Below are 15,001 nucleotides of genomic sequence, written 5' to 3' on the forward strand. Positions count from 1 at the left end.
GCTAACTTTAAAGGAGTCCGAATAATGTCCGTTGAGCAATCCACAGAACTGGCTATTACATACAAGGTAAATCAGGCGATTACGGCGGCTCAGTTTATTGAGCTGCTGTCGAAAACTACATTAGGTGCACGTCGTCCTATTGATAATTTAGAGACCGTAAACGCTATGCTGGAAAACTCCAATTTGTTGATTACAGCATGGCAGGGTGAGGCTCTGGTGGGCGTGTCTCGTTCGGTGACGGATTTTGCCTTTTGCTGTTATTTATCTGACTTGGCGGTAGATGAATCTGTGCAGTCATCAGGTATTGGTAAAACCTTGGTGCGAATGACCAAGGAAGCGTTGCAGCCTAAGTGTTCTTTGATTCTTTTGTCTGCTCCTCAGGCGGTAGATTATTACCCTAAAATTGGTTTTACCCAGCATAACAGTGCATGGGTGTTAACGGATATCCAATCTTTGAAGTAAGCATAATCGGTAGGTTCTTGAATCTTGATAGGTTCTTGAATCGCATAAAGAATAATGGATATGCTTTATGTGATCTTTTGTTATGTTTTAATGACAGGTTCTTGCGAATTTTCATCAATTTGCACACAAATGCTGGAACGAGATAAGAATGTTCATGATGCCTTGTGTGCATTGTTTTGAGTCATTTTTCTTTTTATTATGACGTTCTGTTGAAGGCCTTTAGATCTTAAATATATCGTCTAATCTATCGAATGGACTCCCTTCAAACCTTTTGAATTTCCGCGAGTTTGGTAAAGCTTTATCAGATTCGACAATGAACCTGTTCTCTATCTTACTTTGTAGTTTTTTCTATTTTTTAAGTAGCGTCAGTAGCCCTTCTTTTAGGGTGATGTTTCTTTAAATCGCTAAAGATTCATTCTGTACTTCCCTTTTTTTTGGTGATGTCTCATTTTTTGAGCCATCACTTTTTTTTGCTTAAATTTTTAAAAAGATCTTGATGATATATCTACAGTCGTGAGCTTTCGTTTTAATGAAAAAGCCCCGCTAGTATTGCCAGCGAGGCTTTTGTTATTTTGATGTCCTGTTCTGGAATTATCTCTTTCTGAAAATAGTTCCGTCCAGTTTTTTTGAGTGATTAGAACTTATATTTGGAACTGGCCGACTTCTGTGTCGACTTGTTTAGCAAGTAGGCTAAGTCGTTTCGACTGCTCTACACCTGTTTTGCTTTCATCGGCTAAATCTGCCGCCACTTGGCGAATGATTTCGCTGTTTTGGCTTATTTCATGAGTTACTGCTGTTTGCTCTTCAGCGGCGGTAGCGATCTGCGTTGCCATGTCTGAAATGCTAATGATAGCATTGGCGATTTCTTCTAGGCTTTCTGTTGCTGCATCCGCATCGGCCACACTGGTTTGCGCTTTAGCACTGCTGTTTTGCATCGAAGTAACTGCTTTTGATGTCTGCTCTTGTAGTAACTCAATCATCTTTTGAATTTCTTCTGTAGAAGAGTGAGTACGCTGGGACAATGTACGTACTTCATCGGCAACTACGGCAAAACCACGACCATGTTCACCTGCACGAGCCGCTTCGATAGCAGCGTTTAGTGCCAGCAAGTTGGTTTGTTCTGCGATGCCAGTAATGGTTGATAAAATACCGCTGATTTGTTGGGCATGGTGATCCAAAGCTGAGATTTGCTTAGTGGCAAGGCTCACTTCGTTGGCAAGCTGGTAAGTTGAGTTACGGCTCTTTTGTACTTGAGCGCTGCCTTTTTGACCAAGTTCAACAGAATGGCTAGCGGCTTTTGCAGTTTGTTCTGCATTGCCTGCGATCTCATTGGTTGCGGCAGCCATTTCGGTGACGGCAGAAGCAACCATGTCGATTTCTTGTTGCTGAGTGGCAACACGAGAAGCGCTTTGAGTAGAGGAATTCGAGACGTTATGTGCTTCGTCCGCTACATCTTTAGACAGTACTTTTAGACGTTCTACAACGCCGTGCATGTGGCTAACAAAGTCGTTAAAACCTTGTGCCAGTATGCCAATCTCGTCATCTCGCTTTACTTCTATACGAGCGCGTAAATCGCCTTTGCCCTTGGATATATTCTGCAAGGCTTTTGAAACACGATTTAAGTCACTAAAGAGTACTTTAAACAACCAATATAAGAAGCAACTGAAGGCTGCTAATAGAGCCAAGGCGGTGATAGTTTGGCGAACTAATACTGTGTAAACTGGCGCCATTAGCTCACTTTTATCCATGGTGAAAACTAAGGTCCAATCCGTGTTAGGGATATTCTGAGCGTAGGCAAAGACCTCATTCCCATCTAAGGTTTCTTCTACTAGCTTATCTTCTCTTGCTAAGTTTGATAGGAATTTAGGCGCGAAAATAGGCGAAATAGATTCGGCTTTTTTCATCACCATATTTTTGTCTGCATGAGCAATAATATCGTTGTTAGATGACACCATCATGGCAGAGCCAGAACCTGGAATATCAAGTTCGGCAACCTGTTTAGATAATTGATTCAAACTTAGGTTTGCACCAACCATACCGAATGTCTGGCCATTTTTGGTTACTGGATTGGTTAAAATAATAACCAACTCTTTTGTGGTAGAGCTTAGATTTGGGCCGAGTATGCTGGCTTTACTAATGCTCATGGCTTCGGTGTACCAGCTTTTTTGGCGTGGGTCATAGTCAGCGCGTTTTGCGTCTAATGCCGGATCTTGACGATACATCTTACCGTCGTTATTGCCGTAATAGGTTAAGGCAAACTTGCCACTATCGTAGGCTTGTTTGATAGCTATATAGGGCGATTGTTCAGGTGCTCGCTCTAATGTATTAGCAAGCGATTCTGCAATGACCTTGCGGCTGTTTAGCCACTCGCTCGTGTTATCGCCATAGGCTTTTGAAAAATGGCGGACATCTTTTAATAGTGAATCGCGCATTTGCTGAGTCAGGGAATGCGTTGTTTCTGAGACTAAGTAAGCTGTCGTTATAACGACGGCAATAATGCTGACACTCAGAAGGCGAGTGCGCAGTGAAAGGGTCATAAATGTATCTCCATATAAAAAAAGGGCGCAGCACCAAGCGATGCATACGCCCAAAGAGGTTTAGGGGGTGCTAAAGCACAAAGGTGATCAGCAAATTAAAGATTAGGGCTGCGGCAAAGCCCAGTGGTGCTGCGCGAAACAGAAGTTGAGGGAACAGTTTTGTTCGGCTTTCTTCTGTTGGGCAGGCACCTAGAATCAAACTTCCCCCAGAGGAGAAAGGTGATATTGCCGTGGCTTGCGCACCGACTACGATACAGATGAATAGCATCATCGGATCCAGTGACAAGCTTTGAGCAATTGACGGTACGATTGGGAAAAGCGCTGGTGTAACCACGCCTAATGTACTGGCAAAAAGGGACATAAAGGCCGCCACAATACCGAATGCAACTGGTACTAAAACGGCTGGTATTGAAGTACCGATCCAAGACGCTAGGTCGTTGATCGTGCCGGCTTTGATTGCCACAGAAATCAACATACCCACACCGCAGATCATAATAAGCGTTGACCATGGCACAGACGCGATGGCTTTGCGTTCGTCACCTAATTTAAGCAATAGTGCGATCACGGAGAACACGCTAGCAATCAAACCAATATCCATTTTGGAATTAATGAAGGTAATCGTCTGATTGTCTGGAAATAAAAGATGTGAAATTGGTGCAAGCAAGACTAAGCCCATCATCATCAGCGTTAACGTCAATGTTTGACGTTGTTCTTTGTTAAACGCTGTAGGAAGGTCTGCTTGGTAGCCGCCTTTTGCAATGGTGCTACGATGCTTAGTAAAGAAAACCAATGCCGTAATTACGATTAAAGGAATAACTGCGGTACTTAGGAAAATGCCAATAGAGTTGATGAATGCTTGGTTTTCCGTCACGCCAGCGTTTGCCATTATGCCGCGGAAAATAATACCGCTTTGACTAGACATAAAATTTGCGCCAGTCAGTGCGCCATAACCTACTGACATAGAACCAATCACCATACTCATGCCAGTTCGTTGGCAAAGTAATAAAGTAATAGGCGCCATAAAGGCCAGAACGGTGTAATAACCTGCGCCTAATGCTGAAATGATAGTCGTCGTAATGTAAATAGCGTATGGCAATAGATGAGGAAAGTGTCGGCAACGATACATAAGATGTTCGGCCAGTTTCTCTAACGTCCCATTGATAATGGCAAAGCTATAAAATAACGATACAGAGAATATGATAAAGAAAATCTTCAATGGCCACATTTTGATGATGTCGTTAGGGCTTAATCCAAGCGCAAAACTACCAATTAAATAGGAGAAAGCGATGGCGAAAAGCCCGATATTAATACGGGTTTTATAACCAAGGATGATGGATAGTAGGATTGCTCCAACAACAAGTAGACTCATTTTATGGTTCTCTTTACATTTCTTATTTGGTTGCCGGTTAAAACTTAAACAGCTTGCTTGGATTGGTAATTAGTACTTTATTCCGCTCATCCGTGCTGGGTAGTAAGGCTTCCATAAAACCGTATTGTTCTGTGTAATCTGTTTGTGTTTCAAATTGTGTGTTTGGCCAATCACTTCCCCATAATAAAAGTTCTGAGTGCCCATAAGCCGTGCGCAATATTGCTAACATTGCTTGTGCTTGCTCAATATTGGCATTGCAGCGATAAGCGGCTGAAATTTTTGTCCAGATGGGGGCGCCGCTGCTTAGTAAATCTAAGAAGTCTTGGTGTGCTCGATTGGCTGGTTGGATACCCTGCAATGTACGGCCAAAATGATCGATAATGACCTCAACACCAGATTCTAAAATAGCCGGTAAAAAGCTTGCTAAATCGTCTAGTTCTCGCTGAATCTCAACAACCCATTTACGTTTTGCTAATTTAGTTAAAAATGTTTGCCATAGAGGAGTCGTGTAATTTTCCAGTGGCTTATTTATCAAGTTTAGACGAATACCCACTACACCAGCCGCATCCAACTCATCTAATTCGTTATCGCTAATGCTAGGGTCTACGACCGCAATGCCTTTAAGCTTCTGAGGATATTGATGCAAGGCTTGCAGCATAAAACTGTTATCAGTACCTAAAAAACTAGGCTGAACTAAAACACCATGCGATATGTTGTAATTTGCTAACTGCATTAAAAAGTCTTCAGGCAGCGCATTATAGTCTGGAGCGTACCTTCGTTCTGCTGTCATAGGCAGATCGGTGCGAAAAATATGCGCGTGGGTGTCTATACCTTTTACTGGCAAATTAGTGTCAGAAATCATAAAGAGACCTTTACATTCATGCGGTTAAGTTTGTTCATTATGAGGAGAATTGTGTACTTATGTAATTCATATATATGAATATATGTTTATATGAATATTAAGTCAACAATCGTAGACGGCTTACTGTATGGGGATTAGAATAATGTTCTTTACAAATGAGGGATCAAAATGGCGTTATTTAAGCAGGGGCGAGACCAACGTTTACCCCTATATCAACAGGTACGTGATGAATTGCTAGAAAATATTAGCGCGGGAACTTGGCTGCCGGATGCCCCAATTCCTACTGAAAGTGAGCTGACAAAAACCTATGATGTTGCCATTGGAACGATTCGCAAAGCGGTCGACACCTTAGTTAGTGATGGTTTGCTTTACCGTAGTCAAGGTCGTGGTACTTTTGTGCGTCGCCCCGATTTTAATGCCTCTTTATTTCGCTTTTTCCGTCAGATGTCTTCCGACGGGCGTTTTGTTATGCCCACAAGCCAATTGCTATCCAGAACACTCAAAAAGCCACCACAGCCAGCAGCTGATGCATTAAAAATAGATGTGAATGACAAGGCTATTTGTCTTGAGCGTTTGCGTTTTTTGGAAGATCGAGTGGTATTAACGGAAGAAATTTGGTTGCCAGCGTTACTTTTTACCAGCCTTATTGATTTAGAATTATCAGAGTTTGGTAATTTGCTCTATCCATTTTATGAACAACAATGCGGGCAACTTATCGCTTCGGCGAAAGAAACCTTAACCATTAAATCTGCTAATAAATGCATTGCAGAAGCTTTAAAAACTGCTGAAAACAGTCCTGTTGCCGTCATTGAACGAGTGGCTTATGGTTATGACAAAACGCCTTTGGAATACCGGATTTCTCATGGTGCAGCAGAGACGTTTTGTTACCAAATAGAGATAGCTTAAACATCTTAAATATTGTTCGAATCTATTAATATAGTGCTTGACCAAAGTTCCTCGCTAACGCTTACTACTTATTATGTTATGCCGCTCAAATGGTGCGGCATTGTCTTGTTAATAGAAGGATTTTAAGGCGTTTTTATGAAGATTACAGATTTACCCTTTGGCATTACAGATTGGCAAGGCGTCGAAAAAACGACCCACAAAGGTGAAAGTGGATTCGCGTATTGGCAGACTAAACAATTTGGTGATATTCGTGTGCGAATAGTTACGTATTCTGCTGGGTATTTGGCGGATCATTGGTGCACAAAAGGGCATATTCTTTTTTGCATGAGTGGCGAGCTGAAAACCGTACTAAAAGACGGTCGTACCTTTGTTTTATCCGCAGGTATGAGCTACCAAGTGGCTGATGATGCCGAGCCACATCGCTCTTCGACCTCTGAAGGAGCAACGCTCTTTATTGTAGATTGAGCGTTTTTGATCGAGAGCTGTAGATTGAGCATGGCTAATAATAGATAGAAAAAGCAAAACCACACCAGAGGTTTTGCTTTTTTATTTTGTGCTACATAATTGCTTGATTAGCTTGTTATAGAAGATACAAAACGTTGGCGAAAAGCACTGGGAGTTAATCCCATAATCTTCTGAAAGGCTTTACGGCAACTGCCCGCATCTTCATATCCTACTTGTAGGGCGATGCTCTCGAACGGCAGCGTTGTTTGTTCTAAGGCATCGCAAGTCGTTTGAATACGGATACGCTGCAAATATTCATTTGGGTTGAATCCAGTGCATTTAGCGAAGCGTCTTAAAAAGGTTCTCGGTGTTAATTTAGCGAGAGCGGCCATGCTTTCAGTGCGTTGCAGTTCCGCATAATGTCCTTGTAAATAATGCTGAACCGTCAAAATCGCCGCATCACCATGGTCGAAATTAGGTTGAAACTGTTGGTAGTAGCGTTGCTCTCTTTTACCTGTATCAATCACTAATGTTTTGCCTAACTGACGAACGATATTATCATTCGTCAGTACTTGTACTAGTTCCATGGCCAAATCCATCCAAGACATCATACCGCCAGCACTGACTATATCGCCTTGATTAATCAATATCTTCGAAGTATCCATGGCTTGCTGAGGAAAACGTTCTTTAAACAAACCTTCCAACGCCCAATGTGTCGTCATTACGCGTTTATCTGTGAGTCCGGTGTAAGCTAAGAAAAACGCGCCTGCGCAGGCACTACAAAGCATAGCGCCTCGTTGATGTTGTGTGATTAAAAAATTATTGATGCAGGTATTTCTCTCGCTGTAACTGGCTTTTTCTAAACTGGGAGGCAATAGCACCGCGTGATAAGGTTGTTGAGTCTCTTGGTTTTTGAGAAGGTCGGCTTCATGCAAAATATGGGTGGTAATACGAACTTCTAAACCTGCTTCTTCACAGGCTTCATTGGCAAGCTTGAACGTCTCAGTAAAACCATAAACAGCCGATAAAAGAGAATGAGGATAAGCAAGTACAGCGATTTGATAATGTTTCAAGGAATCACCTGTTTGTCATTTTAGGCCTCTAATATGTCAAATTTGACACTGTAATGGAATCCATAGTTTTGCGATTCTAGATAGAGGTTTTTGCACGACGACTGTGCTTGCCAATACTTTGTTTAATAGGAGCCAATTTATGAGCCGCACTGCATTATTAGTCATCGATCCACAAAACGATTATTTCGAAAAAGGTAATTTTCCACTGTGGAATACTGACAATACGTTAAAAGAAATTCTTAATGCCATTAACGCAGCAAAAGAACAAAATGCCGCCATTGTACTTGTACAACATGTAGCAGCTGGCGAATCGCCATTTTTTGTTGAAGGTACCGAAGGGGTGAAACTTCACCAAGCGATTCTAGACGCCGCACCTGATGCGCCAGTGATCATCAAAAAACACGCCGATGCTTTTCAAGAGACAAACCTAACGCAAGTGCTAGAAGAGCTGGCGGTAGATCGTCTAGTGATCTGCGGCATGATGACGCAAAACTGCGTGACTCATACTGCGATTTCTGATGCCGCCGATCTTTATCAAGTCAGCATCTTGCCAGATGCTTGTACCACTCGTGAACAGCTTTTACACCTGATCGCGTTAGAAGCCATTAAGACGAAAGTTACCTATACCGACATTCGGCATGCTTTTGAGCGAGTTTAAATGAGTCGCTAACGATAAATAAAAAACGAGTAAAACGCAGAGAACTAGAGGGCTGAGTAATTGGTTGGTTAAAAAATAGCCGGGTAATCAACCACTTTCGAAGATTTATTACATATAAATTGCATGCACTTCTTGGCAAGTGGCGAGCATATCGATATAATCTGCAACGCTTTTAGGGCCTGTAGCTCAGTTGGTTAGAGCATCCGACTCATAATCGGCAGGTCCCCAGTTCAAGTCTGGGCAGGCCCACCATATAAAATAAGCCTCGATAGGTTAGTGAAAACTGACTTATCGGGGCTTTTTTATTGTCTGAAAAGTACTCTTTGGGGGGCCGTTGGTTAGAATATACGCCGTAATTACTGAATACCTGTAAACTGATTAATAGTCTTTTAAGTGTGATTTTGAAACGGGTATCCATGGATAATAAAAAAACAGCGTTGGCTGGGCTGAAGAGACTTTTAACTGAGCAGCATAAACCTTTTACGTCAGCACAGATTGAGTTGTTGGTGGCGATAGATACATTTCCAAGGCTGCTAAGCAGGTGGGGATCATTTATAAGACAGCATGGAATCGTATTGATGCATTGAATAACATGTCTAGTCAGCCTTGAGTTTGAGTGATGTGCTTAACTGGTAGTGCGTAAGGCGGTGGATGCTGTTGACGGAATTTGGTCAAAGTGTGATTGTCGGTTTTCAGGCTTTGCAAGAGGAGCGTCAACACTTGGTTGCACCTAATACGTTGCCAGGAAGTGATCATTACTAGAAAGAGAACCTCAATGACAAATATTAAAGCAATTTTTTGCCCAAACATGATAGTCATTTATCCACTCTTTTGTTTGAATATCAGCCGCTATACCGTGTCCGACGTCCTGACTCGTTTCCGCTAGCGTTGAGTAATTCTCAATAATGCGCGCAAAAGTAATTTGCAATATTTCGTTGAAGCCCCCTGACAACCCTCTTGGAACGGTCAATTTCATCGATATCAATAAGTTCTGAGATAACTTTAAATCGCCCCCTAAGGCATAATGGTTGTTAGCTCTCAGAGAGACAGATTGGGCTGAACTATTTATTTCTAACACCTCTTGCCTTAATTCCACGGTGACAGTGTTTTAATGCTCTGGCAGGAGTTTACTTTTGAATGCTCAGCGCCCACTACCTATCCAGCACAATAAGCGAATTATGATTAGACGCAATAAGCGAATAGTGATACAACTCAATAAGCGAATAGTGGTGCAACTCAATAAGCGAATAGTGGTGCAACTCAATAAGCGAATAGTAGTACAACTCAATAAGCGAATAATAGATACGTACGTACGATAAGCGAATCTATTCACAGGCAAATAGGAAGAGCAGGTACAATGGCAACCCCCTCCGAAAAACTGGCTGATGCATTAGAAGCCCTTCATCAACTCCAAAAAAATGGCTTAGTGGCTATACGTTCTGCTGAGCTCTCGCGCACTTATCGTGAACGCCTCGTTCAAAATGGCTTCCTTGAGGAAGTTATCAAGGGATGGTATGTGCCAGCGAGACCCGATGAAACGCGTGGTGAAAGCACGGCTTGGTATGCGTCCTTTTGGCAATTTTGTGCGGCTTACCTTAATTATTTAAAAGGTGATGATTGGTGTTTGTCACCTGAGCAATCTATCGCGCTTCATTCTGAAAATATGACAGTACCAAAACAGTTATTGGTTCGAGCCATCAAAGCACGGAACAATGTAACAGCATTACCTCATGGTACGTCACTTTTGGATATCCGTTCTTCTCTCCCTGAACGTGGTAAAGTTAGTGTCAAAAATGGGCTGCGCATCTACAGTCTTTCCGCTGCATTAATTGCTTGTAGTAAACAAAGTTTCACTCAAAACCCAACAGACATGCGTGCCGCATTATCCATGATTAGTGACGCATCCGACGTCCTAGAGCAACTGTTAGACGGGGGGCATAGCTCTATTGCTGGTCGTTTAGCTGGCGCATTCAGGAATATTGGCCGCAATCAAATTGCCGATGATATTTTGAGCACAATGCGAGCAGCTGGGTATGATTTGCGAGAGTCAGACCCGTTTGAATGTCAGTCAAGCCTAAGCTTCTCTCGACGAGAGCAATCCCCATACGTAAATCGTCTTCGGCTTATGTGGCAGGATATGCGGGAAATAGTGATAGAGCACTTTCCAATATCTCCTTCGCAAACTGTCTATAAAACCGTGTACATGAAGCATGTTGAAGACGTGTATGTAACAGACGCCTATCACTCGCTTTCTATCGAGGGTTATCGCGTAACACCAGAGCTAATAAACCGTGTTCGAGCTGGAGATTGGAACCCAGAACAAAATACCGACGATAAAGAAAGGTTAAATGCTTTAGCCGCCCGAGGATACTGGCAAGCTTATCAAGCCGTGCGCAAAAGTATAGAACAAATACTTGATGGACATAATGCAGGGGAAGTCGTCGATAATGATCATCGAGTATGGTATCGCGAAATGTTTGCGCCCGGAGTAACGGCTGGTATCCACAAGCCTGCCGATTTAGCAGGTTATCGGAATGCTCCTGTATTTATCCGATGTTCCATGCACACGCCTCCAAGTAAAGAGGCTGTGCGGGATGCGATGCCCGCATTCTTTGAGTTGCTACAAGGAGAAGAAGATGCCGCTGTGCGCGTAGTGCTTGGGCATTTTATATTTGTTTATATTCACCCTTATATGGATGGGAATGGCCGCACGGGACGTTTTTTAATGAATGCAATGCTTGCGAGTGGTGGCTATCCTTGGACGATTGTGCCGCTAGAAAAACGCAATGACTATATGGCAGCACTTGAAGAGGCAAGTACTAACCAAAACATAAAGCCTTTCGCGAAATTTTTAGGATCACTTGTTCAAGCTGCTCTAGAGGGTAAGGCAGAACCTCCACTACCTCGCAGTTAACTAAAATAAGATGCCGCGCGAATGCTACAGTAAATTGTGTAAGCCACTACCCTCGCTTTCACATCCTGATATGTCATGATTACTCTCTCGATATTAAGTTTGTTACTTCTTCTCGTTGGTTTATCTGATGATGTTTTTTAATACCATGGGTATTAAAATTGTCTTTAATATAAACTGGTTAGTAAGATTATAGATGCAATTAGCAAACAGGTTTTTATGACAGATAAGAAAACAGCGTTGGCTGGATTGAAGGGGGAGGTTTTCCTGTTAACCGAGCAGCATAAATCTTTTGCATCTGCGCAAATTGAGTTGTTGGCGGCTATTGATGAGTGTGGTTCGATTTCTAAGGCGGCAAAGCAGGTGGGGATCAGTTATAAAACCGCTTGGGATCGTATTGATGCGATGAATAATATGTCGGCTCAGCCTTTGGTGGTTCGTTCTACCGGCGGCGCGCACGGCGGCGGAACTTTGTTAACCGAGTTGGGCCATCGGGTTATTTCGGGCTTTCAAGCTTTGCAGGAAGAGCATCAAAAATTCATTGAGCGTTTAGGTGATAAGCTGCATACCTTGAATGATGTGGCGAGTTTTATGAAGAGTGAGAGTATGAAAACGAGTGCAAGAAATCAATTTCGAGGTACGGTTAGTAATATTACTCTTGGTGCTGTAAATGCTGAGGTTGAGTTGGATATCGGTACTAATCAATCGATAATTGCGATGATTACTCAGGAAAGTGTTGAGCTACTTGCGCTGAATAAAGGCCGTGACGTAGTGGCTTTGATCAAGGCTTCTTCAGTGATTTTGAGTACTGATACAGGTGTTGTCACCAGTGCTCGAAACAAGCTGGTTGGTACGATCTCGCGTTTGTTACCAGGTGTAGTTAATACGGACGTGACGTTAGATATTGGGGGGGGAAAGTCTGTGTCCGCGATTATTACCAACATCAGTGCCACGGAATTAGCGCTAGAAGTGGGTAATAAAGCTTGTGCGTTATTTAAGGCTCCAAGCGTGATATTACTCAGAGACGAATAGATTCTCTTCTCTTCTGAGTCTCTTTATCTCTTTTCTGTTTATGTGATTACCTTACAAGAGCCACACTTTTAATTTGAGCCCAGAGTACTTTTCCTTCTGTTAAGGTTAGGTGCTCAACGGATCGGTAGGTCAATCTTGCTATAAGCGTATTTTGCTCTGTTTGTAATCGTACTAACGCCATGGCTGGGTCCTTGTCTGCAACAATTTCGAGGACTTTTACTGGTAGTCGATTCAATATGCTGGAATCTTCATGATAAGTGAGCGTTAAACTTACGTCAGTGGCGAGTATTCTTACTCGAACATTCTGTTCTAGAGTGTCGCCGTTGTTACGAATCCATAAGTCGCTACCTGCGCAAGATACTTTTGATAAGTGCCACTTATCGTCTTGTTCAATAATCTTGCCTTGCCAGATGACGCCAGTGTCATTATTCACCAGCAGTGGTGATTTAAGCTGCGAAAAAACCTCCTCTATATAGCCTTGAGTGGCCACTTTGCCGTCTTGCATCAGCACCACATGATCCGCTAGGCGCATGACTTCTTCTACGGAATGGCTGACATATAAGATGGGGGTTTTGAGGGTAGTACGAAGCTTTTCTAGGTAGGGCAGAATTTCTTGTTTTCTTGAATTATCTAGCGATGCTAAGGGTTCATCCATGAGTAATATTTTGGGTTGAATCAGTAAGGCTCGGGCGATGGCAACACGTTGTTTTTCACCACCTGAAAGTTGCTGTGAATTATGCGCCAGTACAGATTCGATGCCCATTAAGTCAATGACTTGTTCATATAAGTTGGCTGGCAGAGGAATGCCACTGCGTTTTATGGCGTAATCTAAATTGCCTTTTGCGGTTAGATGGGTAAAGAGGCTAGATTCTTGAAACACATAGCCTAATGGCCGTTTATGAGTCGGTAGGAAAATAGTATCGTTTTGCCATATCTCCCCTTTCATTATGAAGTGCCCTTGTTGTGCTCGCTCTAGTCCTGCGATGCAGCGTAGTAGGGTGGTTTTCCCTGAACCGGATTGTCCAAAAATAGCTGTCACGCCACTTTCCGGAAGAGTAAGGTCGACATTTAAAGCAAAACCTGATGATTTTGTATTTGAGTGTTGTAGGTGGAATTTGGCATACAGGCCTTTTTCGGTAGTTTCTATGCTTTCTGTATTCTCTGTTGTGGTGTTGTTTGTTGGCATGCTCACTTCGCTCCCCATAGTGTATTTTTTCGTTGAAAGCTATACAGACCGAGCAACACTAAAAATGAAAAAATCACCATGATAGCGGCAAGTTTATGGGCTTGGTCATATTCCAGTGCTTCAACATGATCGTAGATTTGCACTGATACAACGCGAGTCTGTCCGGGAATATTGCCGCCAATCATTAAGACAACCCCAAATTCACCGACAGTATGCGTAAAACCCAAAATCGCCGCAGTAATAAAACCGGGCTTTGCTAATGGTAAGACAATAGTGAAAAAGCGATCCCAGCTGCCAGCTCGTAAAGTGGCTGCTACTTCTAATGGTCGTTCTCCAATTGCTTCAATGGCGTTTTGTATGGGTTGTACGACAAAGGGCAGAGAATAAAACACTGATGCGACTATCAGACCCCAAAAAGTAAAAGGTAGTGTTCCTATCCCCAATTCTTGAGTTAGTTGTCCAATAAAGCCATTGGGTCCCATTGCTATCAAAAGATAAAACCCCAGCACAGTGGGAGGCAAAACTAGTGGCAACGCGACTATGGCACCGACTGGGCCTTTTAGGCGAGAGCGGGTACGTGCCAACCACCATGCGATTGGGGTTCCAATGAGCAGTAAAATAACAGTAACAGTTGTCGCTACTTTAAAGGTTAGCCAAATGGCTTCTAGGTCTGACGCAGAAAGCATGCTGTGGTGTTATTCCGTTTTATAACCGTATGAATGAATGATGCTACGAGCTTTGTCACTACGTAGGTAGTCAAGTAGTTCTTTTGCTGCAGTGCTATTTTCTGCGCTTTTTAATAATACGGCATCTTGGCGTATAGGGCTGTATTGATCAGTGGGAATGATCCAACTTGAGCCTTTTGCAATTCGCCCTTCACTCATGATTTGTGACAGTGCAACGAATCCTAAGTCTGTATTGCCTGTACTGGCAAACTGATAGGTTTGTGAAATGTTTTCGCCCATTACCCATTTTGATTTAGTTGATTCTGTTAGTCCTAACTCCTCTAATACTTCTGTTGCAGCAACGCCATAGGGCGCAAGTTTTGGGTTGGCTAATGCTAATTTATTAAAATCACCGCTTTTTAAACGAGCATCATTGTTATCGATAAAATCAGGCTTAGCTGACCATAATGCTAGGGCACCAATAGCATAGGTGAAACGAGTACCTGTAACGATTAATCCTGCTTTTTCTAAGGCATCAGGTTTGTTTTCATCAGCCGATAGAAATACCTGAAACGGAGCGCCGTTTTGAATTTGGGCGAAGAATTTACCTGAGGAACCAAAAGATAGAATGACTTTGTTACCCGAATCTTCTTCGTACTGTTTGGCTATGTCTTTCATAGGGGCCGTGAAGTTTGATGCTACCGCAGCATGGATTTCTTCTGCGTAAGTTGAGGAATTAAGCACCAAGAAACTTAATAGCATGATGCTTAGTGAGGTGAATGACCGCATGAATTTATCCTTATAGAATTGTCTGAAAATAGGATTTATATAGATTCGTTATATATTGCGTTATATAACGAATCTGCGCAAGAGGGGGATGTTTTTAGCCTATCTTT

At 42.6% G+C, this 15,001-nt stretch carries 13 protein-coding genes and 1 tRNA gene; 7 read left to right on the top strand and 7 right to left on the bottom strand.

What is annotated here, in order from left to right:
- The first annotated feature begins 24 nt into the window (after positions 1-24).
- Positions 25-462 (top strand): GNAT family N-acetyltransferase, encoded by a 438-nt coding sequence (locus TY87_RS08975; protein ID WP_198432065.1) that lies wholly within the window; start codon positions 25-27, stop codon positions 460-462.
- Positions 463-1,103: 641 nt separating this feature from the next.
- On the opposite strand, the gene TY87_RS08980 is transcribed toward TY87_RS08975, so the two are convergent.
- The 3 genes from TY87_RS08980 to TY87_RS08990 form a co-directional block, all read right to left on the bottom strand.
- Positions 1,104-2,999: a methyl-accepting chemotaxis protein gene (locus tag TY87_RS08980; protein ID WP_100186823.1), complete on the bottom strand. Its 1,896-nt coding sequence runs from the start codon at positions 2,997-2,999 to the stop codon at positions 1,104-1,106.
- Positions 3,000-3,069: 70 nt separating this feature from the next.
- The gene (locus tag TY87_RS08985; protein WP_100186824.1) at positions 3,070-4,368 is read right to left on the bottom strand and encodes an SLC13 family permease; all 1,299 of its coding nucleotides are present in this window, start codon (positions 4,366-4,368) and stop codon (positions 3,070-3,072) included.
- Positions 4,369-4,405: 37 nt separating this feature from the next.
- Positions 4,406-5,230: an amidohydrolase family protein gene (locus TY87_RS08990; protein WP_100186825.1), complete on the bottom strand. Its 825-nt coding sequence runs from the start codon at positions 5,228-5,230 to the stop codon at positions 4,406-4,408.
- Positions 5,231-5,398: 168 nt separating this feature from the next.
- On the opposite strand from TY87_RS08990, the gene TY87_RS08995 reads away from it, so the two are divergent.
- A complete protein-coding gene (locus tag TY87_RS08995) occupies positions 5,399-6,136 on the top strand; it encodes a GntR family transcriptional regulator (RefSeq protein WP_100186826.1) in 738 nt (245 codons plus the stop codon).
- Between the two features lie 135 nt (positions 6,137-6,271).
- A complete protein-coding gene (locus TY87_RS09000; protein ID WP_072840237.1) occupies positions 6,272-6,601 on the top strand; it encodes a DHCW motif cupin fold protein in 330 nt (109 codons plus the stop codon).
- A 107-nt stretch (positions 6,602-6,708) separates the two neighbouring features.
- On the opposite strand, the gene TY87_RS09005 is transcribed toward TY87_RS09000, so the two are convergent.
- Positions 6,709-7,653 (bottom strand): GlxA family transcriptional regulator, encoded by a 945-nt coding sequence (locus TY87_RS09005; RefSeq protein ID WP_100186827.1) that lies wholly within the window; start codon positions 7,651-7,653, stop codon positions 6,709-6,711.
- Between the two features lie 139 nt (positions 7,654-7,792).
- On the opposite strand from TY87_RS09005, the gene TY87_RS09010 reads away from it, so the two are divergent.
- The 4 genes from TY87_RS09010 (at position 7,793) to TY87_RS09030 (ending at position 12,254) form a co-directional block, all read left to right on the top strand.
- Entirely contained in the window at positions 7,793-8,311 is a 519-nt protein-coding gene (locus TY87_RS09010; protein ID WP_100186828.1) for an isochorismatase family protein, read from the top strand.
- A gap of 175 nt (positions 8,312-8,486) precedes the next feature.
- Positions 8,487-8,563: transfer RNA gene (locus TY87_RS09015), tRNA-Ile, on the top strand.
- 1,105 nt (positions 8,564-9,668) lie between these two features.
- Positions 9,669-11,225, top strand: a complete 1,557-nt coding sequence (locus TY87_RS09025) for a Fic family protein (protein ID WP_100186830.1) — start codon at positions 9,669-9,671, stop codon at positions 11,223-11,225.
- A gap of 216 nt (positions 11,226-11,441) precedes the next feature.
- Entirely contained in the window at positions 11,442-12,254 is an 813-nt protein-coding gene (locus TY87_RS09030) for a TOBE domain-containing protein (protein ID WP_100186831.1), read from the top strand.
- A gap of 46 nt (positions 12,255-12,300) precedes the next feature.
- Here the strand turns inward: TY87_RS09030 and modC are convergent, their stop codons facing one another.
- Genes modC through modA form a run of 3 tightly spaced genes read right to left on the bottom strand, consistent with a single transcriptional unit; the run spans position 12,301 to position 14,894 of the window.
- Complete coding sequence (gene modC, locus TY87_RS09035; RefSeq protein WP_100186832.1) at positions 12,301-13,440, bottom strand: molybdenum ABC transporter ATP-binding protein; 1,140 nt, start codon at positions 13,438-13,440, stop codon at positions 12,301-12,303.
- 2 nt (positions 13,441-13,442) lie between these two features.
- Complete coding sequence (gene modB / locus TY87_RS09040; RefSeq protein WP_012068696.1) at positions 13,443-14,126, bottom strand: molybdate ABC transporter permease subunit; 684 nt, start codon at positions 14,124-14,126, stop codon at positions 13,443-13,445.
- A gap of 9 nt (positions 14,127-14,135) precedes the next feature.
- Complete coding sequence (gene modA / locus TY87_RS09045) at positions 14,136-14,894, bottom strand: molybdate ABC transporter substrate-binding protein (RefSeq protein WP_100186833.1); 759 nt, start codon at positions 14,892-14,894, stop codon at positions 14,136-14,138.
- Positions 14,895-15,001: the final 107 nt, after the last annotated feature.

This window comes from Marinomonas sp. BSi20584 (genome assembly GCF_002792415.1).
Taxonomy (GTDB): domain Bacteria; phylum Pseudomonadota; class Gammaproteobacteria; order Pseudomonadales; family Marinomonadaceae; genus Marinomonas; species Marinomonas polaris.

Bases quoted from the DNA above. Each gene is read 5' to 3' on its own strand.
- modA (WP_100186833.1), bottom strand. From the start codon at position 14,894: ATGCGGTCATTCACCTCACTAAGCATCATGCTATTAAGTTTCTTGGTG.
- TY87_RS09030 (WP_100186831.1), top strand. From the start codon at position 11,442: ATGACAGATAAGAAAACAGCGTTGGCTGGATTGAAGGGGGAGGTTTTC.
- TY87_RS08980 (WP_100186823.1), bottom strand. From the start codon at position 2,999: ATGACCCTTTCACTGCGCACTCGCCTTCTGAGTGTCAGCATTATTGCC.
- modC (WP_100186832.1), bottom strand. From the start codon at position 13,440: ATGCCAACAAACAACACCACAACAGAGAATACAGAAAGCATAGAAACT.
- TY87_RS08990 (WP_100186825.1), bottom strand. From the start codon at position 5,230: ATGATTTCTGACACTAATTTGCCAGTAAAAGGTATAGACACCCACGCG.
- TY87_RS09010 (WP_100186828.1), top strand. From the start codon at position 7,793: ATGAGCCGCACTGCATTATTAGTCATCGATCCACAAAACGATTATTTC.
- TY87_RS08985 (WP_100186824.1), bottom strand. From the start codon at position 4,368: ATGAGTCTACTTGTTGTTGGAGCAATCCTACTATCCATCATCCTTGGT.
- TY87_RS08995 (WP_100186826.1), top strand. From the start codon at position 5,399: ATGGCGTTATTTAAGCAGGGGCGAGACCAACGTTTACCCCTATATCAA.
- modB (WP_012068696.1), bottom strand. From the start codon at position 14,126: ATGCTTTCTGCGTCAGACCTAGAAGCCATTTGGCTAACCTTTAAAGTA.
- TY87_RS08975 (WP_198432065.1), top strand. From the start codon at position 25: ATGTCCGTTGAGCAATCCACAGAACTGGCTATTACATACAAGGTAAAT.
- TY87_RS09000 (WP_072840237.1), top strand. From the start codon at position 6,272: ATGAAGATTACAGATTTACCCTTTGGCATTACAGATTGGCAAGGCGTC.
- TY87_RS09025 (WP_100186830.1), top strand. From the start codon at position 9,669: ATGGCAACCCCCTCCGAAAAACTGGCTGATGCATTAGAAGCCCTTCAT.